Annotated in this window: 22 protein-coding genes; 14 read left to right on the top strand and 8 right to left on the bottom strand. The window is 69.7% G+C overall.

Annotation, left to right across the window (positions count from 1 at the left end; translation table 11 throughout):
• The first annotated feature begins 6 nt into the window (after nt 1-6).
• Entirely contained in the window at nt 7-996 is a 990-nt protein-coding gene (locus MJQ72_RS17815; RefSeq protein ID WP_240600415.1) for an ABC transporter substrate-binding protein, read from the top strand.
• 65 nt (nt 997-1,061) lie between these two features.
• Here the strand turns inward: MJQ72_RS17815 and MJQ72_RS17810 are convergent, their stop codons facing one another.
• Nucleotides 1,062-1,541, bottom strand: coding sequence for a hypothetical protein (locus MJQ72_RS17810; protein WP_240600413.1), 480 nt, complete (start codon nt 1,539-1,541; stop codon nt 1,062-1,064).
• Nucleotides 1,542-1,612: 71 nt separating this feature from the next.
• Here MJQ72_RS17810 and MJQ72_RS17805 point away from each other — a divergent pair, with 71 nt between their 5' ends.
• The 6 genes from MJQ72_RS17805 to MJQ72_RS17780 all read left to right on the top strand — a co-directional run bounded on the left by MJQ72_RS17805 (nt 1,613) and on the right by MJQ72_RS17780 (nt 7,537).
• The gene (locus tag MJQ72_RS17805; protein WP_240600411.1) at nt 1,613-2,659 is read left to right on the top strand and encodes a sensor histidine kinase; all 1,047 of its coding nucleotides are present in this window, start codon (nt 1,613-1,615) and stop codon (nt 2,657-2,659) included.
• The gene (locus MJQ72_RS17800) at nt 2,656-3,426 is read left to right on the top strand and encodes a LytTR family DNA-binding domain-containing protein (protein WP_240600409.1); all 771 of its coding nucleotides are present in this window, start codon (nt 2,656-2,658) and stop codon (nt 3,424-3,426) included. Before MJQ72_RS17805 ends, MJQ72_RS17800 begins: the two co-directional genes overlap by 4 nt.
• Nucleotides 3,423-3,770 (top strand): hypothetical protein, encoded by a 348-nt coding sequence (locus MJQ72_RS17795; RefSeq protein WP_240600407.1) that lies wholly within the window; start codon nt 3,423-3,425, stop codon nt 3,768-3,770. Before MJQ72_RS17800 ends, MJQ72_RS17795 begins: the two co-directional genes overlap by 4 nt.
• Complete coding sequence (locus MJQ72_RS17790) at nt 3,770-5,503, top strand: cation acetate symporter (RefSeq protein ID WP_240600405.1); 1,734 nt, start codon at nt 3,770-3,772, stop codon at nt 5,501-5,503. Before MJQ72_RS17795 ends, MJQ72_RS17790 begins: the two co-directional genes overlap by 1 nt.
• A gap of 67 nt (nt 5,504-5,570) precedes the next feature.
• Complete coding sequence (locus tag MJQ72_RS17785) at nt 5,571-5,912, top strand: DUF485 domain-containing protein (protein WP_007031706.1); 342 nt, start codon at nt 5,571-5,573, stop codon at nt 5,910-5,912.
• Nucleotides 5,909-7,537, top strand: a complete 1,629-nt coding sequence (locus MJQ72_RS17780) for a cation acetate symporter (protein WP_240600404.1) — start codon at nt 5,909-5,911, stop codon at nt 7,535-7,537. Before MJQ72_RS17785 ends, MJQ72_RS17780 begins: the two co-directional genes overlap by 4 nt.
• Nucleotides 7,538-7,600: 63 nt before the next feature.
• Here MJQ72_RS17780 and MJQ72_RS17775 read toward each other — a convergent pair whose 3' ends face one another.
• Both MJQ72_RS17775 and MJQ72_RS17770 read right to left on the bottom strand, forming a co-directional pair.
• Nucleotides 7,601-8,344, bottom strand: a complete 744-nt coding sequence (locus MJQ72_RS17775; protein ID WP_240600402.1) for an isocitrate lyase/phosphoenolpyruvate mutase family protein — start codon at nt 8,342-8,344, stop codon at nt 7,601-7,603.
• On the bottom strand, nt 8,341-8,805 hold the full coding sequence (locus tag MJQ72_RS17770; protein ID WP_016336647.1) for a carboxymuconolactone decarboxylase family protein: 465 nt from the start codon (nt 8,803-8,805) through the stop codon (nt 8,341-8,343). The genes MJQ72_RS17775 and MJQ72_RS17770 overlap by 4 nt, the downstream gene beginning before the upstream one ends.
• 46 nt (nt 8,806-8,851) lie before the next feature.
• Between MJQ72_RS17770 and MJQ72_RS17765 the strand changes: the two genes are divergently transcribed.
• Nucleotides 8,852-10,231: a PLP-dependent aminotransferase family protein gene (locus MJQ72_RS17765; RefSeq protein WP_240600400.1), complete on the top strand. Its 1,380-nt coding sequence runs from the start codon at nt 8,852-8,854 to the stop codon at nt 10,229-10,231.
• 74 nt (nt 10,232-10,305) lie between these two features.
• Here MJQ72_RS17765 and MJQ72_RS17760 read toward each other — a convergent pair whose 3' ends face one another.
• On the bottom strand, nt 10,306-10,986 hold the full coding sequence (locus MJQ72_RS17760; RefSeq protein ID WP_240601355.1) for a peptidylprolyl isomerase: 681 nt from the start codon (nt 10,984-10,986) through the stop codon (nt 10,306-10,308).
• A 146-nt stretch (nt 10,987-11,132) separates the two neighbouring features.
• Between MJQ72_RS17760 and MJQ72_RS17755 the strand changes: the two genes are divergently transcribed.
• Complete coding sequence (locus MJQ72_RS17755; RefSeq protein ID WP_240600398.1) at nt 11,133-11,720, top strand: hypothetical protein; 588 nt, start codon at nt 11,133-11,135, stop codon at nt 11,718-11,720.
• A 41-nt stretch (nt 11,721-11,761) separates the two neighbouring features.
• On the opposite strand, the gene meaB is transcribed toward MJQ72_RS17755, so the two are convergent.
• The gene (meaB, locus tag MJQ72_RS17750) at nt 11,762-12,730 is read right to left on the bottom strand and encodes a methylmalonyl Co-A mutase-associated GTPase MeaB (protein ID WP_240600396.1); all 969 of its coding nucleotides are present in this window, start codon (nt 12,728-12,730) and stop codon (nt 11,762-11,764) included.
• Nucleotides 12,731-12,735: 5 nt separating this feature from the next.
• On the bottom strand, nt 12,736-13,917 hold the full coding sequence (locus MJQ72_RS17745; RefSeq protein ID WP_240600394.1) for an acetyl-CoA C-acetyltransferase: 1,182 nt from the start codon (nt 13,915-13,917) through the stop codon (nt 12,736-12,738).
• Nucleotides 13,918-14,048: 131 nt separating this feature from the next.
• On the opposite strand from MJQ72_RS17745, the gene mce reads away from it, so the two are divergent.
• Nucleotides 14,049-14,498: a methylmalonyl-CoA epimerase gene (mce, locus tag MJQ72_RS17740; protein ID WP_240600392.1), complete on the top strand. Its 450-nt coding sequence runs from the start codon at nt 14,049-14,051 to the stop codon at nt 14,496-14,498.
• On the opposite strand, the gene MJQ72_RS17735 is transcribed toward mce, so the two are convergent.
• Together MJQ72_RS17735 and MJQ72_RS17730 are read right to left on the bottom strand one after the other, a co-directional pair.
• Nucleotides 14,492-15,055 (bottom strand): TetR/AcrR family transcriptional regulator, encoded by a 564-nt coding sequence (locus MJQ72_RS17735; RefSeq protein ID WP_240600390.1) that lies wholly within the window; start codon nt 15,053-15,055, stop codon nt 14,492-14,494. The two genes, mce and MJQ72_RS17735, sit on opposite strands and share 7 nt — an antisense overlap.
• A gap of 16 nt (nt 15,056-15,071) precedes the next feature.
• Entirely contained in the window at nt 15,072-15,440 is a 369-nt protein-coding gene (locus MJQ72_RS17730; protein ID WP_240600388.1) for an SPW repeat protein, read from the bottom strand.
• 204 nt (nt 15,441-15,644) lie between these two features.
• On the opposite strand from MJQ72_RS17730, the gene ccrA reads away from it, so the two are divergent.
• The 4 genes from ccrA to MJQ72_RS17710 all read left to right on the top strand — a co-directional run bounded on the left by ccrA (nt 15,645) and on the right by MJQ72_RS17710 (nt 19,920).
• Entirely contained in the window at nt 15,645-16,985 is a 1,341-nt protein-coding gene (ccrA, locus tag MJQ72_RS17725) for a crotonyl-CoA carboxylase/reductase (protein WP_240600387.1), read from the top strand.
• A gap of 104 nt (nt 16,986-17,089) precedes the next feature.
• The gene (locus tag MJQ72_RS17720) at nt 17,090-18,199 is read left to right on the top strand and encodes a chromosome segregation protein (RefSeq protein WP_396426990.1); all 1,110 of its coding nucleotides are present in this window, start codon (nt 17,090-17,092) and stop codon (nt 18,197-18,199) included.
• Between the two features lie 105 nt (nt 18,200-18,304).
• Entirely contained in the window at nt 18,305-18,754 is a 450-nt protein-coding gene (locus MJQ72_RS17715) for a universal stress protein (RefSeq protein WP_240600383.1), read from the top strand.
• On the top strand, nt 18,754-19,920 hold the full coding sequence (locus MJQ72_RS17710) for an adenylate/guanylate cyclase domain-containing protein (RefSeq protein ID WP_240600381.1): 1,167 nt from the start codon (nt 18,754-18,756) through the stop codon (nt 19,918-19,920). The genes MJQ72_RS17715 and MJQ72_RS17710 overlap by 1 nt, the downstream gene beginning before the upstream one ends.
• The last annotated feature ends 62 nt before the right edge of the window (nt 19,921-19,982 follow it).

Here is a 19,982-nt window from a genome sequence, read left to right as displayed (position 1 = left end):
TTCCCCATGAAGAAGACCCTGCTCGCCGCCGGTGCCGCCGTTTCCGCGGCCCTCCTGCTGACCGCGTGCGGCGGCGGCACCGTCGGCCAGGCGCCGTCGGGCGACTCCGGCGCCAAGACGAACAACAAGAAGCTGTCGCTCATCCCGGGCGTGCAGGCCGAGCCGTTCTACATCTCGATGCAGTGCGGTGCCCAGGAAGAGGCCAAGAAGGCGGGCTACGAGCTCACCACGCAGGCGCCGCAGAAGTTCGACGCGGCCATGCAGACCCAGCTCGTCAACGCGCTGGGCTCCAACCCGCCCGCCGCGCTGCTCATCGCGCCGACCGACGCCCAGGCGATGCTCGCGCCGATCCAGCAGGTCAAGAACCGCGGCTCGAAGATCATCGAGGTCGACACCGCGCTGAAGGACACCAGCGTGGCCGAATCGTCGATCTCCTCGGACAACGCCGAGGGCGGCAAGCTCGCCGCGAAGACGATGGCGGAGCTGGCCGCGGGCAAGACCGGCTCGGTGCTGGTGCTCGACACCATCGCCGGCACGTCGACCACGAACACCCGCGCGAAGGGTTTCGAGGACGAGCTGAAGAACTACCCGAACCTGAAGTCGGCGGGTGTGCAGTTCACCCAGAACGAGCCCGACCAGGCCGCGTCCAAGGTGACCGCCGCGCTGGCGTCCACCCCGGACCTGATCGGCATCTTCGCGACCAACCTCAACACCGGTGAGGGCGCCGCGACCGGCCTGCGGAACGCAGGCAAGATCGGCGCGGTCAACCTGATCGGCTTCGACGCCTCGCCGTCGGAGATCGAGGGCCTGAAGAAGGGCGAGTACCAGGGCCTCATCGCGCAGGACCCGGCCGCCATCGGGCAGCAGGGTGTCCAGCAGGCCATCGCGGCGCTGGAGGGCAAGCCGGTGACGCGGAACCTGACCGCTTCGCTGCACTCGATCACCAAGGCGAACATGGACGCGAACGCCCAGTACTTCTACAAGCAGAGCTGCTGACTCACCTCGTGAGTGGTGAGGACGGTTCTAACCGTCCTCACCACTCACGAGACCGGACCGACTGCTCACGCCAGCTCCAGGCGCGTCGTGCCCGGAACCAGCGTCTCCAACGCTCCGTACAGCCGGGCGCCACCGCCCAGGTGCCCCAGCGCGTACGAGTACTCGCCGTCCTCAAGCAGCACTTCGGGCCCCGAGCCGGTCCAGTCGAGCCGGTAGTGCCACCACTGCATCCACCGCCCGACCCGCCGCTTCTCGCGGTACACCCGCAGCCGCGTCACCTCGGTCCACCGGACGTCGAAAACCCCGGCGACCGAGAACCCCTCGGCCGAGATCGTCAGCGTGCCGGCCGACTTCCGCAGCGCGAGCAGAATCAGCCCCGCGAAGGCCACGCTGAGCAGCCCGAACACCTCTCCGGACCAGCCCGGCGTGGACAGCGACACCACGACGGCGACCACGCCCCCGACGCCGAACACCACGAAACCGGCCATCGCGAACCGCCGCATCACGACGTCCAAGCGCATCCTCACCGCATCACCGGGGACCATGACCGGAGCGTAACCGGCGAAACCACGCACCGACGTTAGGATCTAGGCCCCGACGTCGTGGAGGAGGCCGGATGACCACCCGTCTGCCCTGGCGTCCGGCCGCGAGCGCGGATCCGGTGCCGGTGCTCGCCGCCGCCCAGCGCGTCGCCGACGATCTCATGGACGGCCTCGCCGGACCCCGCGCCCGCCACGCGGCGCACGGCCTCCGCCGCCTGTTCGACCTCCCCGGCCTCGGGCTGACCGACCTTTCCGGCTCGCTGATCTGGTCGGGCCGACCGGCGGCCGACGACGTCGTGATCGCGGCGCTCGACGAGGTCCTCCACTCCGAGACGCCGGTGTCCGAGCCAGGGTTGCTCGCGCTGCCCCTGCACGTCCACGACGAGCTGGCCGGGGTCCTCCTGGTCACCGAAACCACCAGCACCGTCGCCCGCCAGGCCGTCGAACTCGTCGTCCACGCGCTCGAACGCGGCAGGCTGGAGGCCTCCGCCGAGCAGGCCGCCGAGGCCGAACTACGCGCGCTGCGGGCCGAGATCTCGCCGCATTTCGTCTACAACGCGCTCACCGTGATCTCCTCGCTGGTCCGCTCCGATCCGGACCGCGCCCGCGATCTGATGCTCGACTTCGCCGAGTACACGCGCTACAGCCTCGCCAGGCACGGCGAGTACACGATGGTCGCCGAGGAGTTCCGCGCCATCGAGACGTACCTGGCGTTGCAGCGCGCCGTGCTCGGCGAGAGGCTGCGGGTGCAGGTGCGCGTCGCGCCGGAGGTGCTGGCCGTCGCGGTGCCGTACCTCGTGCTGGAACCGTTGGTGGAGAACGCGATCCGGCACGGGATCGAGCCACGCTCCGAGGCGGGGTTCATCCAGGTTCAGGGAATGGCGGAAGGGAACGACTGCGTGATCAGCGTCGAGGACGACGGTGTCGGCATGGACCCCGCGCGCGCGGCGGCGATCCTGGCCGGGCGTGGCGACGACGGCGGCGTCGGACTGGCCAATGTGGACCGGAGGCTGCGCAGCGTCTACGGGCCCTGGTACGGCCTGACGGTCGAGACCGAGACCGGGGCGGGCACCAGGGTCGTGGTGCGGGTGCCCCGATTCCAGCCGGGGGTGCTGCCGTGACGAACGGGCTGCGGGTGCTGGCGGTCGACGACGTCCCGCCCGCCCTCGACGAGCTGTGCAGCCTGCTGCGCGAGGCTCCCGAAGTCGCCGAGGTGGTCGCCGCCGGTGACGCCGTCGACGCGCTCAAATTGCTGCAGGGCAGTCATTTCGACGCGGTGTTCCTCGACATCTCCATGCCCGGTCTCGACGGGCTCGAACTCGCCTCCCTGCTGGCGCGGCTCAACGAACCACCGGTGATCGTGTTCGTCACCGCGCACGACGGGCACGCCGTGGCCGCGTACGGTATCGGCGCGGTCGACTACCTGCTGAAACCGGTCCGCGCGGAACGGCTGTCCGCCGCACTGTCCAAAGTGGTCCGGATGGCGGGAAACCAGGCCGACGAGCCGAAACCCGCGCCGGACGCGATGTCCGCGCTGCCGGTGGAATCCGGCGGGCGCACCCGGTACGTCCGGCGCGACGACGTCCAGTTCGTCGAGGCGCACGGCGACTACGTCCGGCTGCACACGAAGTCCGGCGTGCATGTCACGCGGATGCCCATCTCCCGGCTCGAAGAGTATTGGGAGGGCACGGGATTCACCCGCGTGCACCGCGGTTTCCTGCTGGCCGTGGACGCGGTGCTCGAACTGCGCAGCGACACCACCGGCGGGCTGCTGGCGCATACGGAGGCGGGTGACGTACCGGTGAGCCGCCGCCACGCGCGCGACCTGCGGGACCGGCTGCTCGCCGCCGCGCAACGCGGCGAACTGGGCCGGGGAAGCCGGCCGTGAGCCGCGTCAAACGGGTCGCCGTCACCAGCCCGCAGACCAGGCTCGCGCGGTCGCGGCGCCGAGCACGCGGACGCTGGCGGGTCCCCCGGCTGGCGGCGAGCGACGCCGAACGCGCGGACCGGCTGTACCGGGCCCAGCGCCGTCGCGGGCTCCCCGCGCTGGCCGGGATGTTCGGGCTGGTCTTCGGGCTGCCGCTCGTGTTCGGGCTGTTCCCCGGGCTGGATTCGGTGCGGTTGGCGGGGATCCCGTTGTCCTGGCTGATGATCGCGATCCTCCCGTATCCGGCGATGGCGCTGCTGTCGTGGTGGCAGCTGCGCCGGGCGGAAAAGATCGAGGACGACTAGTGGTCGCGGCACTCTCGGTCGCCCCCGTCGTGCTGGTCACCCTGCTGATCGGGTTGCGCGGCGTCGCGGCCATGCGCACGACGTCGGATTTCCTCGTCGCGTCGCGCCGGATCTCGCCGCTGGTCAACTCCGCCGCGGTCTCCGGCGAGTATCTGTCCGCGGCGTCGTTCCTCGGCGTCGCGGGGCTGGTGGTGAAGGACGGTATCGGCGCGCTCTGGTATCCGGTCGGGTTCACCGCCGGGTACATCGCGATGCTGGTGCTCGTCGCGGCGCCGATGCGGCGCTCCGGCGCGCTCACCGTCCCGGACTTCGCCGAAGCGCGGCTCGCCTCCCCTGCCCTGCGCCGTCTCGCCGCCGTCGTCGTCCTCGTGATCGGAACCCTTTACCTGGTCCCGCAATTCCGCACCGCGGGGCTCGTGCTGACCGCCGTCGGCGGCACGCCGTACTGGGTCGGCGTCGTCATCGCGGGCACCGCCGTCAGCGCGACACTGGCGCTCGGCGGGATGCGCGCGGCGACCTACGTCCAGGCCTTCCAGTTCGTGCTGAAGCTGCTGCTGTTCATCGTCCCCGCGATCTGGCTGGTCTCCCAGGTTTCCCCGGAGCAGCGATCGGCTTCGGTGCATCCGGTCGAATTCACCCACTTCGCCCGCGACACCCAGCTGTCCTTCGAGATCGACGTGACGCTGACCCTGCGCGAGCCGACCACCTTGCTCACCCCGGAAAAGCAGGTCCTGCCGCCGGGTGAGCTGGTGGCCAGGAGCGGGGAGACCCTGCACTTCGCCGCGGGGACCCCGGTTCCCGCCGTCCGGGGCGGTGCCCCGCTGGGCGGGCCGGACTGGCAGCGGCCGCTGCTCGACCTCGGCGACCAGGGTTATCCGCTGCTCGGCACGTGGGCGATCCTGATCGCCACCATGCTCGGCACGATGGGCCTGCCGCATGTCCTGATGCGCTTCCACACCAGCCCGGACGGGCGCGCCGCCCGCCGGACCGCGGCGATCACCGTCGCCCTGCTCGGCGTTTTCTACCTGTTCCCCGGGGTTTACGGCGTCTTCGGCCGGGTGCTGGTGCCCGAGCTGTACGTCTCCGGTGCGACGGACACGGTCGTCGTCGCGCTGCCGGCGCAGATCGACGACGGCTGGGCGGGATCGCTGTTCACCGGGCTGCTGACGGCCGGCGCGTTCGCCGCGTTCCTGGCGACGTCGCTCGGGCTGCTGCTGGTGATCTCCGGCGCGGTCGCGCACGACCTCGCGCCCGGCGGCCTGCGGCGGCTCCGATGGTCGGTGCTCGGCGCGGCGGCGGTGATGGTCCTGCTCGCGTTGCCGTCGGCCAGATTGGACGCGGGCGTCCTCGTCACCTGGGGTTTCACCGTGGCCGCGTCGACGTTCTGCCCATTGCTGGTGCTCGGCATCTGGTGGAACCGGCTCACCGCCGCGGGCGCGATCAGCGGTGTCCTCGCCGGGCTCGTCGCGTCTTCGGGCTCGATCCTCGTGGCCCTGTTCGTTCCCAGCCTGAGCGGTCTGCCCGCGATCCTGGTGTCGCAGCCCGCGCCGTGGTCGGTTCCGCTGGCATTCGGAGTAATGATCGTGGTTTCCTTGCGGGGCAGGCCTCCCGCCTGGTCCACGGCCGCCATGCTGCGGCTGCACTTGGACGATCGCACAGCCGAGACCCCTTCGTCGTGGTCCGACCACCGTTCGTCGACCGTTCGTCGTCTCGGCAGACGTTTGAACCGCTGAAGGTTCCGGTCTCCTTGACCTCTCCTTAACGTGTCGCGGAACACATTCGCGGTGCGAGGAGAGCACGATGAGTACCGAAACGAACGCTCCCAGTCCGCCGGAAACGGACTGGGACAAAGCCCATGACAGCGCGGAGTTCAAGGAACTGCGGGCTCGGTTGCGCCGGTTCGTGTTCCCCGTATCGGCTTTGTTCCTTCTCTGGTACCTGCTCTACGTCCTGCTCGCCGACTACGCGCACGGCTTCATGAGCACGAAGCTGGTCGGCAACATCACCGTCGGCCTGGTCTTCGGTCTGCTGCAGTTCGTTTCGACCTTCGTGATCACGGGGCTCTACGTCCGCTACGCGAACAAGAAACTCGACCCCATCGCGGAGAAGATCCGCACGGACATCGAGAGTGAGACCAAATGACCCTCGCCGCCGGAGTCGAGGGCAGCAGCCCCGTACTCAACATCACCATCTTCGGCCTGTTCGTGGTGGTCACGCTGTTCGTCGTGTTCCGGGCCAGCCGCAACACGAAGACCGCGTCGGACTACTACGCCGCAGGCCGCGCGTTCACCGGCCCGCAGAACGGCGTCGCCATCGCGGGTGACTACCTGTCCGCCGCCTCGTTCCTCGGGATCGCGGGCGCGATCGCCGTCTACGGCTACGACGGTTTCCTCTACTCCATCGGCTTCCTGGTGGCGTGGCTCGTCGCGTTGCTGCTGGTCGCGGAACTGCTGCGCAACACCGGCAAGTTCACCATGGGCGACGTGCTGGCCTTCCGGATGAGGCAGCGCCCGGTGCGGGCCGCGGCGGCGACGTCCACCCTGGCCGTCTCGTTCTTCTACCTGCTGGCGCAGATGGCGGGCGCCGGTGGCCTCGTCGCGCTGCTGCTCGGGATCGAGAGCAAGGCGGGGCAGGCCGCGATCATCGTGATCGTCGGCATCATCATGATCGCCTACGTGCTCATCGGCGGGATGAAGGGCACCACGTGGGTCCAGATCATCAAGGCGGCACTGCTCATCGTCGGTGCGCTGGCGATGACGCTGTGGGTGCTGGGCATGTACGGCTTCAACCTTTCCGCGCTGCTGCAGGGCGCCGTGGACAAGGCGGGCAAGGCCGGTGAGGCGTTGCTCGGGCCGGGCAACCAGTACGGCAAGACCGGCACGACGAAGCTCGACTTCCTGTCGCTGGGTATCGCGCTGGTGCTCGGCACCGCGGGTCTGCCGCACGTCCTGATGCGCTTCTACACGGTGCCGACCGCGAAGGAAGCCCGTCGTTCCGTGGTGTGGGCGATCGGCTTGATCGGCGTCTTCTACCTGTTCACGCTGGTGCTCGGCTACGGTGCCGGCGCGCTCGTCGGCGCGGACAAGATCAAGGCCGCGCCCGGTGGCGTGAACTCGGCGGCTCCGCTGCTGGCGCTGGAACTCGGCGGACCGATCCTGCTCGGCCTGATCGCGGCGATCGCGTTCGCGACGATCCTCGCCGTGGTCGCGGGACTGACGATCACCGCGTCGGCGTCGTTCGCGCACGACGTCTACGCCAACGTGATCAAGAAGGGCAAGGCGAGCCCGGCCTCGGAGGTGAAGGTCGCCCGGATCACCGCGCTGGTGATCGGCGCGGTCGCGATCCTCGGCGGCATCCTCGCCAACGGGCAGAACATCGCGTTCCTGGTGGCGCTCGCGTTCGCCGTGGCCGCGTCGGCGAACCTGCCGACGATCCTCTACTCGCTGTTCTGGAAGCGATTCAACACCCAAGGCGCCTTGTGGAGCATCTACGGCGGCCTCGCGGTGTGCATCGTGCTGATCGTGTTCTCCCCGGCGGTCTCGGGTAAACCCGTCGACGCCAAGACCGGGAAGAGCGCCTCGATGATCCAGGGCGTCGACTTCCACTGGTTCCCGCTGGACAACCCCGGCATCGTCTCGATCCCGGTCGCGTTCTTCCTCGGCTGGCTCGGCACCGTGCTGTCCAAGGAACACAACCAGAAGAAGTACGCCGAGATGGAGGTCCGGTCCCTCACCGGAGCGGGCGCCGAAAAGGCCGTCGCCCACTGATCGCCGGGACGGTGCGGCCGGCACCAACGCCCCCGGCCGCACCGCCCCGGTTCCCATTTCCCCTTAGTACGGCAGCTTTCCCGCCGTCAGCCCGGTCAGCTTCGCGCGGAGATCCGCGCGGACCGACTTCCACAGCCCGGTACCCAGCGAGATCCGCGCCACCCCCAGTGCGGCGAGCGCGGAGAGATCGGGGCCTCCGGGCATCGGAGCGGCGTTGACCGCCCCCGGCGCCACCGCCTTCACGAACTCGCCCAGCACTTCCGGCGACTTCACCATGATCGGGTAGACGCAGTCCGCCCCGGCCTCCAGATACGCCTTGGCCCGCAAGATCGCGTCGTCCAGTACCGCTCGTTCGTCGGACGCGCCGAGGAAGACGTCGACGCGGGCGTTGATCACCAGTGCGTCCCCGGCGGCCTCGCGCAACTCCGCGACCCGTTCCGCCTGCGCCTCCAACGATCGGACTCCGCCCGAGGCGTGATCGGTGTCTTCGTAGTTGCAGCCGACGGCACCCGCTTCGGCCAGCCTCGCCGCGAGTTCTCCCGCTTCGAGCCCGTACCCGCCTTCCGCGTCGACGGTCACCGGCACCGAGACCGCCCGCGCGATCCTCGCGGCGGCCGCGAACATCTCGCCGGCTGGCGCGTCCTCCCCGTCCTCGTACCCCAGGACCTTGGCCACGGCGAACGAACTCGTCGCCACGACCGGGAATCCGGCGGCTTCCACGAGCCGCGCGCTGTCGGCGTCCCACGCGTTCGGCAGGAGCAGCGGGGTTCCCGCGACGTGCAGTTCCCGCAGCCGGGCCGCCGTCATTCGGCGCGCTCGGGCAGCGGCGCGTGGCTGGTCACGCACATCCGGTTCCAGCTGTTGATCGCGATGGCCTCCCAGACGATGGCGCGGTACTGCTCCTCGGTGAAGACGCGGGTGGCCTCTTCGTAGACGTCGTCCGGGACGTCGTGCAGGGTCGCGACATTGGTGATCGCCTCGGTGAGCGCGAGCGCGGCGCGCTCCTGCTCGGTGAACAGCTCGGTCTCGCGCCAGCCCTGGAGCACGAACAGCCGCCGGGGCGACTCGCCCATCTGCAACGCGTCGTGGGAGTGCATGTCGAGGCAGAACGCGCAGTGGTTGATCTGTGAAGACCGCATCTTCACCAGTTCGAGGATCTTCTGGTCGACACCGGCGTTGGCGGCGGCCTTCTCGACTTCGGCCTGCAGCTTCGCCATGGCCTGGTAGATCTCGGGCACTCGTTTGCCCACGTGGATTCGCTCGGTCATGCCGTCGAATCTAGCGGCGACTGGCCCACGAGTATGGTCCAGTCACATGGCAGAATCATGGTCCAGTTCGGGAATAGACGTCCACCTGGACTGGCGTCCCGAAAGCGGCCGGACCGGGCTCGCGACGGCGATCCGCGCGGCCATCCGGGAAGGGCGCTGGCAAGCGGGCGCCGCGGTGCCCTCGACCAGGGCGCTGGCGCAGGACCTCGGGGTCGCCAGGGGGACGGTCACCCGCGTGTACGCCGACCTCGCCGCCGAGGGCTACCTGCGGACGGCGCAGGGCGCCCCGACCCGGGTCGCGACGGCGGGCGCGCTGCCCGCGTCGCCGCCGAGGCCCGTCCCGCGCGACCCGGCGCCGCGCTGGGATCTGCGCCCCGGCAGGCCGAACCTGTCCGCGTTCCCCCGGTCCGCCTGGCTGGCGGCCACCCGCCGGGCCCTGCACCGGGCACCGATGACGGCGTTCGACTACACGGCCGAATCCGGCGCCGCGGAACTGCGGGAGACGCTCGCCGCGTATCTCGCCCGCAGCCGCGGCGTGATCGCCGACCCCGCCCGCATCCTGGTGTGTTCCGGGTTCTCGCACGCGATCGCGATCCTGGCGCGGGTCCTGCACGCGCGCGGCGCGGACGAGATCGCGTTCGAGAACCCGTCGCTGCACATCTACCGGAACATCGCCGCCGCCAACGGTCCCCGCGTGGTCGGTGTCCCCGTCGACGACCACGGGATCACGGTGTCCGCTTTGGACAGTCCGGCGGTGGTGGTCACCCCGGCACACCAGTACCCGCTGGGCGTCACACTCGCCCCGCGGCGACGGGCGGAACTCACCCGGTGGGCGGAGGAAACCGGCGCCGTCGTCATCGAGGACGACTACGACGGCGAGTTCCGGTTCGACCACCAGCAGGTCGGTGCGTTGCAGGCGCTGGCACCGGAACGGGTCGTGTACGTGGGCACGACGAGCAAGACGCTCGCGCCGTCGCTCCGGCTGGGGTGGATGGTGCTGCCGCGCTTCCTGGTCGAACCGGTGCGCACGGCGCTGGCCGAGAGCGGGGCGCGGCCGGCGTTGCTGGACCAGCTGGCGTTGGCCGAACTGATCGAATCGGGCGCCTACGACCAGCACATCCGCCGGTGCCGTGTCGAGTACCGCTCCCGGCGGGACAGGCTGCTCGCGGCCTTACCGGATTCCGTGCTGCCGCAAGGGATCTCCGCCGGGCTGCATCTGGTGCTCCAGTTCCCCGGCGAGCTCCCGAAGGAGATGGAGGTGCTGGCCGCCTGCCGCCGTCGCGCGATCGGGCTCGAAGGGCTCAGCGGTCACTGGATCGGCGAGCCGCAGCGCGAAGGGCTCATCATCGGGTACGGCGCCGCCGCGAAGCACGCTTTCGGCGGCGCCACCCAGGCCTTGCGCGAGGCCATCTTCGAAGTCACCTAGCCCCCGCGTTTCGTCCTCTGAATGCGGTGGTTCGCTTTGCCAACTACCGCATTCAGAGGACTAGATGCGTGGGGTCAGCAGAACCAGGCACGGGCACGGAGGATGTCGGTCTTCAGGACGGGCGCGCCGTCGACCGGGGCGGGGTTCTCCGGGGTCGGCTTGATGCCACCGGCGGCGACGTCGTCGAGGGTTTCGAGACCTTCGTGACCGACGGTGCCGAAGATCGTGTAGTTCGGGCGCAGCGCGGAGTCGCCGTACACCACGAAGAACTGGCTCCCGTTCGTCGCCGGGCCCGCGTTGGCCATCGCGAGGACACCGCGCGAATACACCTTGCGCTCGCCGGTCGGGTCGGTCGGCGCGGGCGGCAGGCCGACGGGCAGTTCGTCCTTGTACTTGTAGCCGGGGCCGCCCTCGCCGGTGCCGCTCGGGTCACCGCACTGCAGCACCTTCAACGTCGGGTACGCGGTCAGCCGGTGACACGTCGTGCGGTCGTAGAAGCGGTGCTTCGCCAGATGCAGGAAGCTCTGCACCGTGCACGGCGCCTTCGCCCGATCGAGGGTGAGATCGATCTTGCCCTGGTTGGTCTTCAGCTGCACCGCGACCTTGCCCCGGTCCGGCGTGTGCCGGGGGTCCGGCGGCAGCGGGACCGGGCGCGCGGCCGGCTCGTCCGGCGTCTGCGTGTACTGGCACGGCCCCTTCGTGACCTTCGGCGGCGCGCCTTCCGCCGACGCCGTTCCAGTGCCGGCCGCGAGCATCAGCCCGGCTCCCAGCACTGCCACAAAGACCTTCGCGATCCTCTGCACGGTTCCTGCCTCCCAGCCGTGGACGAAGAGCAGAGCATAGGGTGAATCCCCGGCGCTCACACAGGTCCGGAAGTAGGTCCGCGGTTAGGGTCGAAGCCGTGGAGATCGCCGAACGACACCAATGGCAGCTGAACGCCCTGACCTTCCTGTACGCGTACACGCAGTACGTCCTCGTGCACGAGCGGGTCATGGCGGGGCTGCCGCCGGAGAAACCGGCCGAACTCGACAAACCGCGCATGCTCAGGCTCGCCAAGGTCGTCGACGACATGATCCTCGACTTCCGCAAGGAGGACGGGCTGACCGATCTCGAACGGCGCCGGGTCATCCGCCTCGCCAGGGAGATCAAGTCGCACGTCCGGGAGAAGTGGCCGCCCCGCGAACCGTCGCTGACCGAGTGGATCGCCTCGGCCGCGGCGCATTTCTACTGCGAGGAGCACATCAACAACGGCTACGTCCGGATGGGCCGCGTCTTCGATCCCGACATGGCGGACAGGTTCCTGGAGCGGGTCGAGTTCTGCCGGGGGCAGACCGTCACGATCACGAACTACGCGCACAAGGTGGCCGACGGCGAAGAGCTCACCTACGGCGAGACCAACCAGCTCGAAGTCTGGAAAGAGGACGCGATCGCCCATTTGGACAATCTCGACAGCGATTTCGGCGACATCAAGATGTACGTCGAATTCTGATCCTCGTGAGTGGTGAGGACGGTTCTAACCGTCCTTACCACTCACGAGCCGCGAAGGTCCGCGATGAGTTCGTCGGCCGCCGCGAACGGGTCGAGTTTCCGCGTGACCACGCGTTCGGCCAATTCGGTGAGCCGGTCCCCGGAGCGCAGGTCGACGATTTCCGCGCGCAGCCGCTGCACGGCGATCGCTTCGACCTCGTCCCGGGCCCGCGCCGCACGGCGGCGGGGCAGCTCGTCGCGCCGGACCAGCCAATCGTGGTGTTCGTCGAGCGCGCGGACGACGTCGTCGACGCCTTCGCCGCGCGAGGCCACCGTTCGCACGATCGGCTGACGCCAGCTCGGGCCGCGGATCTCCCGGCGCACCAAGGAGATCATCTGCTTGAGGTCGTGCACGGTCGCGTCCGCGCCCTCGCGGTCGGCCTTGTTGACCACGAACACGTCCGCGATCTCCAGCACGCCGGCCTTGGCCGCCTGGATCCCGTCGCCCATCCCCGGCGCGAGCAGGACCACCGTGGTGTCGGCCAGTTTCACGACGTCCACTTCGGACTGGCCGACGCCGACGGTCTCGATCAGCACGACGTCGAACCCGGCCGCGTCGAGCACCCGGACCGCCTGCGGAGTCGCCCACGACAGCCCGCCGAGATGGCCGCGCGTGGCCATCGAACGGATGAACACGCCGGGATCGGTGGCGTGTTCGGTCATCCGGATCCGGTCGCCGAGCAGCGCTCCGCCGGAGAACGGCGAAGACGGGTCGATCGCCAGCACGCCGACGCGCAGACCCTTGGCCCGCAGAGCCGTGAGCAACGCCGAAGTCGATGTCGACTTGCCGACACCGGGCGGCCCGGTCAGGCCGACGACCCGCGCGGTGCCGGTGTGCGGTGTCAGCTTCGCCGCGACCTCGGGCAACCGCGGATGGGCGTCCTCGACCAGCGACAGCAACCGGGCGATCGCGCGGGGGACGCCATCCCGCGCGCGACCGACCAGTTCGTCGATGTCCAGCTGTACCGGCAAGGGCTTTACGGAACCCGGAGGAGCAGCGCGTCGCCCTGACCGCCGCCGCCGCAGAGGGCGGCCGCGCCGAGGCCACCGCCGCGACGGCGGAGCTCGTGGACCAGGTGCACGGCGAGCCGCGCGCCGGACGCGCCGATCGGGTGACCGAGCGCGATGGCACCGCCGTCGACGTTCACCTTGTCCGCGCTGACGCCGAGCTTGTCGGCGGAGACCAGCCCGACGGCGGCGAAGGCCTCGTTGATCTCGATCAGGTCGAGCGCGTCCGCAGTCAGCTTCTCCTTGGCCAGCGCGGCCAGGATCGCGTTCGACGGCTGCTCGTGCAGGCTGGCGTCCGGACCGGCGACCACACCGTGCGCGCCGATCTCGGCGAGCGGGGTCAGGCCCAGCTCCTCGGCCTTGGCCCTGCTCGCGACGATGACCGCGGCCGCGCCGTCGGAGATCTGCGAAGCCGAGCCGGCGGTGATGGTGCCGTCGGAGGCGAAGGCGGGACGCAGCTTCGCGAGGCCTTCGGCGGTGGTGTCGGCGCGGACGCCTTCGTCCTGCGAGAAGACGACCGGGTCGCCCTTGCGCTGCGGGATCGACACCGGCGCGATCTCGGCGTCGAAGCGGCCTTCGGCGATCGCGGCGGCGGCGCGCTGGTGCGAACGCGCGGAGAACTCGTCCTGCTGCTCGCGGGTGATCCCGTAGCGGCTGTTGTACTTCTCCGTCGACGAGCCCATGGCGACCTGGTCGAAGGCGCAGAACAGACCGTCGTAGGCCATGTGGTCGACGAGCGTGGTGTCGCCGTACTTGAAGCCCGCGCGGGACTTCGGCAGCAGATGCGGCGACTGGGTCATCGATTCCTGGCCACCGGCCACGATCAGGTCGAACTCACCCGCGCGGATGAGCTGGTCGGCCAGCGCGATGGCGTCGAGACCGGAGAGGCAGACCTTGTTGATGGTCAGCGCCGGGACACTCATCGGGATACCGGCGGCGACCGCGGCCTGCCGGGCCGGGATCTGGCCCGCGCCGGCGGTGAGCACCTGGCCCATGATCGTGTACTGGACCGCGTCCGGGGAGACACCGGCCTGCTCCAGCGCCGCCTTGATGGCGAATCCGCCGAGTTGTGCGCCCGAGAAATCCTTCAGGGAACCGAGCAATCGCCCGATCGGTGTACGGGCGGCACCCAGGATCACGGAACCGGACACGGCGTCCTCCAAGCATCGGCGCAAGGGCAAAGGGGGTCTTCGCGACCATACCCGGGTCGCGGGCCTCTTGATGGAGCCAGTGTGAGGCGGCGCACGCCGGTCCACCCGCCCGCGCACCTATCCTGCTCTGCATGAACCAGGCGCTGAAACCGTTCGTGACGGCCATCGACCACGTCGGCATCGCGGTACCCGATCTCGACGCCGCGATCGCCTTCCACGCCGAGCATTTCGGCCTGGAGGTCGCGCACGAGGAGATCAACGAGGAGCAGGGGGTCCGCGAGGCGATGCTGCGGGCGCCGGGCACCGCCGGGACCGAGACCGCGATCCAGCTCCTCGCGCCGCTGCGCGACGATTCCGCGATCGGCAAGTTCCTCGCGAAGAGCGGGCCGGGGCTGCAGCAGCTGGCGTATCGAGTGTCCGATGTGGACGCCGCGGCCGCGGCGCTGCGCGCACAGGGGCTGCGGCTGCTCTACGCCGAGGCGAAGCGGGGCACGTCCAACAGCCGGGTGAACTTCGTCCACCCCAAGGACGCCGGCGGAGTGCTCGTCGAGTTGGTGGAGCCCGCGAAGGACGGTCACTGACCGCGCGTCAACGCTGAGGCGATGAAGAGGACCTCGCGGTCGATCTCGGCGGGGTCCCCGTCTTCGGTGTGCCGCGCCGTCGCGTGCCGGTGGCTGACCGCCCGCGCGAGCAGTCCCGACGCCGAATCGACGTCGGCGAGCGCGACCTTGCCGCCCGTCGCGGCGACGATCACGGCCTTCACCTGCCGGACGAGCTGCTGGAAACGATCGGCCAGCGCGTCGCGGACCGCGCGGTGCGTGTCGGCCTCGCGCCACAGCAGGTGTGACAACGCCAAGGACCGGTTGAACCGCCTGTCGAGCTCCACGACGAGGCCGCGCAGGCTGCCCGCGAGGTCGCCGGGGACCACCACGACGGCCGGTTCGATCCGGGCGTCGGGCAGTTCGGCGACCAGCGCGGCCAGCAGATCCGACTTACGCCGGAAGTAGTAGTGCACGAGGCCCTTCGGCACGCCCGCCCGCTCCGCGATCCGCGAAGTGGGCGTGGCGTCGAAACCGGATTCGGCGAAAAGCGCCTCCGCGGCTCGCAGGATGCGCTGTTTCGCCGAATCCTCTTTCACGCCTTTTCCTCCCGGGTCAGTGCTGTCCCGCCGTCTTGTGCGTCGCCTGGGCGATCGGCATCGCCGCCGCCCCGGCCACCACGGTCAGGACGCCACCGATCCAAGCGGTCCAGGACGCGCCCATGAAGTCGGCGTATCCCATCACCCAGGGCGAAATGAACAGCAGCGCGCCCAGAACGATCTGGATGCCTTCGCCGTAGACCATGCCAGGCATCGCAAGCGACGCGAGACCGTCGAGGGCGACCAGCGCGCCGAGGACGACGAGCGTCCACATGGCGGTGTTGTCCGTGGTCATCCAGAGGGGTGAAAGAGCGACGACGACACCGATGACCACCTCCGCCCAGTCATGGGGACGGGTCCAAGGGCGCGTCGTGGGTTCGTTCATGCGTGCTCACCTCCGAATATCGGCTGAACCTGCAGGTCGGAGAGATCTCCACCGCCCATGGTCCGCTTGGTTGGCCGGCCGGTCAAGACCGGCCGATAACACTTCGGGATGTGGACGTGCTCCACGTCTCGTACAGTTGTGAAGCCGGTTACCCATGAGTAATTTAAGCCGCCAAACGCCGTCCCCCCATTCGCGGAGGTTCCGATGTCGCAGCTCGGCGAGATCCAGCAGGCCATTCTGAACGATGACCTCGGCGCCGTGGCGTCGCTCGACGTGCCGGAGACCTATCGCGGGGTGACCGTGCACAAGGACGAGGCCGGCATGTTCGAAGGCCTCGAAAGCCGGGACAAGGACCCGCGCAAGTCGCTGCACGTGGACGAGGTCCCGACGCCGGAGCTCGGCCCCGGCGAGGCGCTGGTCGCGGTCATGGCGAGCGCGATCAACTACAACACCGTCTGGACCTCGATCTTCGAGCCGATCTCGACGTTCAAGTTCCTGGAGCGCTACGGGCGGCTTTCGCCGCTGGCCAAGCGCCACGACCTGCCGTACCACGTCGTCGGCTCGGACCTGTCCGGCGTCGTGCTGCGCACCGGCGCCGGCGTGCACAACTGGAAGCCGGGCGACGAGGTCGTCGCGCACTGCCTCAACGTGGAACTCGAAGGCCCGGACGGGCACAACGACACGATGCTCGACTCCGAGCAGCGCATCTGGGGTTTCGAGACGAACTTCGGCGGGCTCGCCGAGATCGCGCTCGTGAAGTCGAACCAGCTGATGCCGAAGCCGGACCACCTCACCTGGGAAGAGGCCGCCTCCCCCGGCCTGGTGAACTCCACGGCCTACCGCCAGCTGGTCTCGCGTAACGGCGCCGACATGAAGCAGGGCGACGTCGTGCTGATCTGGGGTGCTTCGGGCGGCCTCGGCTCCTACGCGACGCAGTACGCGCTCAACGGCGGCGCCATCCCGGTGTGCGTGGTCTCCAGCCCCGAAAAGGCGGAGATCTGCCGGAAGCTGGGCGCGGAGCTGATCATCGACCGCAACGCCGAGGGCTACAAGTTCTGGAAGGACGAAAACAACCAGGACCCGAAGGAGTGGCAGCGGTTCGGCAAGAAGATCCGCGAGCTGACCGGCGGCGAGGACCCGGACATCGTCTTCGAGCACCCTGGCCGCGAGACGTTCGGCGCGTCGGTCTACGCCGCCCGCAAGGGCGGCACGATCGTCACGTGCGCGTCGACGTCGGGCTACATGCACCAGTACGACAACCGTTACCTGTGGATGAACCTGAAGCGGATCGTCGGCAGCCACTTCGCGAACTACCGCGAATCGTGGGAGGCGAACCGGCTGATCGCGAAAGGTCTGATCCACCCGACGCTGTCGAAGACGTACGCGCTCGAGGACACCGGGCAGGCCGCGCTGGACGTCCACCGCAACGCGCATCAGGGCAAGGTCGGCGTGCTCGCCCTTGCGCCGGAAGAAGGTCTGGGCGTCCGCAACCACGAGCTGCGCGAAAAGCACATCGACGGGATCAACGCGTTCCGGAACGTTTAGCGCGCCAGAACGCGCTTTCGCCGCGCGTTGCGTGGGTGCTCACCCTTCCGTGACTCCAGCTCGACTACGGTAGAAGGATGAGCCTTGGCGAGGAACGGGAGCTAGTGCCGCTGGGAGCCGGCTTCGACGTGGCGAAGCGCGGTTACAGCCGTGCGCAGGTCGACGAACATCTCGAACGGCTGGACGCCGATCTGAAGATGCTCACCGCCGATCGCGATGCCGCCATCGGACAGGCGGGCGACCTGGCACGGCAGCTGGAGATCGCACGCGGCGAGATCGCGGACCTGCGCGGACAGGTCGACAGGCTCGCCCAGCCGCCGACGAGTGTCGAAGGCCTTTCCGAGCGCCTGCAGCGAATGTTGCGGCTCGCGCAGGACGAGGCCGCCGACACCAAGGCGCGCGCGGAAGCCGAAGCCGGGCACATCCGGGCCAAGGCGGAGACCGACGCGAGCGCCATGCGGGCGCGCTACGAGCAGCTGCTCAACGAGCTCGACCTCCGTCGCAAGGAGATGGAGGCCGAGCACCGCGGCGTGCTCGAGAAGGCCCGCGCCGAGGCCAAGGACATCACCGACAAGGCGAAGGCCGAGCGCGACAAGCTCGACGCCGAATCGCAGCAGCGCCGCACCCAGGTCGAAGAGGACTTCGAGATCGCGATGGCGTCGCGGCGCACCGAGGCCATGCACGCGCTGGCCGAGCAGGAGGCCGCGAGCAAGGCCGAGGCCGCCCGCCGCGTCCGCGAGGCCACCGAGGACGCCGCCGCCATCCGCGCGAAGGTGCTCGAAGAGGAGACGGCGGCCAAGGCCGACATCGAGCGCCGTCAGCGCGAGTCCGTCGCCGACGCCAACAAGCGCAAGCAGGACTCGATCACCGAGGCCAACGCCCGGCTCGCCGAGGCGGCCGACGAGGCACGCCGCCGCGTCCGGCAGGCCACCGAAGAGTCCAACCGGCGGATCACCCAGGCCACCGAACGGGTCGAAGCGCTCCGCAAGGTGCGCTCCAGCCTGGCCGAGCAGGTCCGCTCCGCGCGGACCGCGCTCGCCGAGGCGACGCACGTGCTCGGCGACGAGCCGCATGTCCCGGCGGACCTGAAGGCGAAGCCGTCGCCCGACTCCGAAGCCACCGTGCAGCTCCGGACGGCCGATGTGCCGAAGGCCACATCCGGCGCGAAGCCTTCACCGCGACCTGCGGCAGCGCAGAAACCGACTGGCGAGTAACCTTTTCACCCGACCGTGCTCACGACGGCCTGCGAGGCCGCCGACGAGCGGTTATCGTCGCTGCTCGCACGCTGGTGCGGGCTGTCAGATCGGTGGAGGTTGCGGATGGCTGCATATCGGACCGTGGTCGTGGGCACGGACGGCTCGGATTCTTCGTTCGCCGCGGTCGACCGGGCGGCGAGCGTCGCCGGGGATTCCGGAGCGACCCTGGTCATCGTGTGCGCCTACTACCCCGCCAACAAGGGCGACGTGGAGAAGGCGCAGGACGTCCTCGGTGACGAGGCGTACCAGGTGGTGGGCTCGGCTCCGGCCGAGGACACCCTCCTGTCCGCCCGCGACCGGGCGGCGAAGGCCGGCGCCAAGAACATCGACACCGCCGCGGTCGTCGGCGACCCGGTCGACTCGCTGCGCAAGGTCGTCGCCGAACGCTCCGCGGACCTGCTGGTGGTCGGCAACCGTGGCCTGAACACGCTCGCGGGCCGCATCCTCGGCTCCGTGCCGTCCGAAGTCGCGCGGAAGTCCGGGGTGGACGTGCTCATCGTCCACACCACCTGATGCCCGAACCCGGCGAGATCTCGCCCGACGCGCTGCAACAGCGCCTCGAACGGATCCTGCTCGGCGGAAAACGCAAATACACCAGGCTCGAAGTCGCCGAGAAGGCAGGCGTTCCCGAGGAACGCTCTCGGCGGCTTTGGCGTGCGCTGGGCTTCGCGACCGTCGATGACGACGAGGTCGTCTTCACCGACGCCGACATCGAGGCGATCCGCACGGCGGACCAGCTGATGAACTCGGGCCTGATCGACCCGAGCATCGAGCTGGCCGTGACCCGCGCGCTGGGCCAGCACCTTTCGCGGCTCGCGGAATGGCAGGTCCACATGCTGTGGACGATGATCACCGAGAACAAGGAGATCGGCAGCAGCGAACGCCAGATCGGGCGGCTCGTCGAACGGCTGCTGCCCGAGCTGGAGAAGGTGCAGGAGTTCGTCTGGCGCCGCCACCTCGCGGCCTACGCCGGCCGGGCGATGGCCCTGCCCGACGAGGACCTCGAGGCCAGGACCGAAGTGGTCGGGTTCGTCGACATGGTCGGCTACACGCGGCTGACCAGGCAGGTCGACGAGGACGAGCTCACCGACATCCTCGACCGGTTCGAATCCGTCGCCACCGAGGTCATCGCCGATCACCACGGGCGGATCGTGAAGATGATCGGCGACGAGGTCCTGTTCGTCGCCGATTCCGCCGTCGACGGCGCCGAGATCGCCCTCGCCCTGTCCGAACGCGCCGACGCCGACGAGACCCTGCCCTCCGTGCGCGCCGGCCTGGCTTCGGGACGGATCCTCAGCCGGTTCGGCGACGTCTACGGCTCGGTCGTGAACCTCGCCGCCCGCCTCACCTCGACCGCGCGGCCGGGCACCATCCTGGTGGACAAGGAACTCGCCGCCGAGCTCTCGGAGTTCCCGCAGTTCGAGATCCGCACGCGGCGGCCGGTTTCGGTGCGGGGGTACAACCGGCTGCGGCCTTCGTCCCTGCGCCGGGCGCGGGACCGGCCTTCGGGCATGTTCGCGTCCTCGCAGCAGCTCGCGGCGGAGATGCTGGGGCTGGCCGACGCCACTCCGGCTCCGGCCTCCGCTCCCGTGCCGGAAGACGTCCCGGACGAGGTCGAGGACGCCGCCGCGGACTCGACGCCGCCCCGGCCTCGGCCCAAGCGGCGCCGTCGTCGCTGACCCTGGCGGGGAGAGCAAGGGACCTTTGCTACCACCGCCGGGCGGTCGCGAGTGGCGATTCG

It is taken from the genome of Amycolatopsis sp. EV170708-02-1 (assembly GCF_022479115.1).
Classification (GTDB): Bacteria; Actinomycetota; Actinomycetes; order Mycobacteriales; family Pseudonocardiaceae; genus Amycolatopsis.
The sequence above is the reverse complement of the archived record's forward strand: the minus strand, read 5'-3'. Positions and strand labels throughout refer to the sequence as shown.

Excerpts from the sequence above, each read along its gene's own strand:
- MJQ72_RS17770 (WP_016336647.1), bottom strand. The coding sequence starts at position 8,805 with ATGACCGAGCGAATCCACGTGGGCAAACGAGTGCCCGAGATCTACCAG.
- MJQ72_RS17760 (WP_240601355.1), bottom strand. The coding sequence starts at position 10,986 with ATGCTCGCGGCCGGCACTGGAACGGCGTCGGCGGAAGGCGCGCCGCCG.
- MJQ72_RS17810 (WP_240600413.1), bottom strand. The coding sequence starts at position 1,541 with ATGGTCCCCGGTGATGCGGTGAGGATGCGCTTGGACGTCGTGATGCGG.
- MJQ72_RS17710 (WP_240600381.1), top strand. The coding sequence starts at position 18,754 with ATGCCCGAACCCGGCGAGATCTCGCCCGACGCGCTGCAACAGCGCCTC.
- ccrA (WP_240600387.1), top strand. The coding sequence starts at position 15,645 with ATGTCGCAGCTCGGCGAGATCCAGCAGGCCATTCTGAACGATGACCTC.
- MJQ72_RS17805 (WP_240600411.1), top strand. The coding sequence starts at position 1,613 with ATGACCACCCGTCTGCCCTGGCGTCCGGCCGCGAGCGCGGATCCGGTG.
- MJQ72_RS17765 (WP_240600400.1), top strand. The coding sequence starts at position 8,852 with ATGGCAGAATCATGGTCCAGTTCGGGAATAGACGTCCACCTGGACTGG.
- MJQ72_RS17780 (WP_240600404.1), top strand. The coding sequence starts at position 5,909 with ATGACCCTCGCCGCCGGAGTCGAGGGCAGCAGCCCCGTACTCAACATC.
- MJQ72_RS17775 (WP_240600402.1), bottom strand. The coding sequence starts at position 8,344 with ATGACGGCGGCCCGGCTGCGGGAACTGCACGTCGCGGGAACCCCGCTG.
- mce (WP_240600392.1), top strand. The coding sequence starts at position 14,049 with ATGAACCAGGCGCTGAAACCGTTCGTGACGGCCATCGACCACGTCGGC.
- MJQ72_RS17730 (WP_240600388.1), bottom strand. The coding sequence starts at position 15,440 with ATGAACGAACCCACGACGCGCCCTTGGACCCGTCCCCATGACTGGGCG.
- MJQ72_RS17815 (WP_240600415.1), top strand. The coding sequence starts at position 7 with ATGAAGAAGACCCTGCTCGCCGCCGGTGCCGCCGTTTCCGCGGCCCTC.
- MJQ72_RS17715 (WP_240600383.1), top strand. The coding sequence starts at position 18,305 with ATGGCTGCATATCGGACCGTGGTCGTGGGCACGGACGGCTCGGATTCT.
- MJQ72_RS17785 (WP_007031706.1), top strand. The coding sequence starts at position 5,571 with ATGAGTACCGAAACGAACGCTCCCAGTCCGCCGGAAACGGACTGGGAC.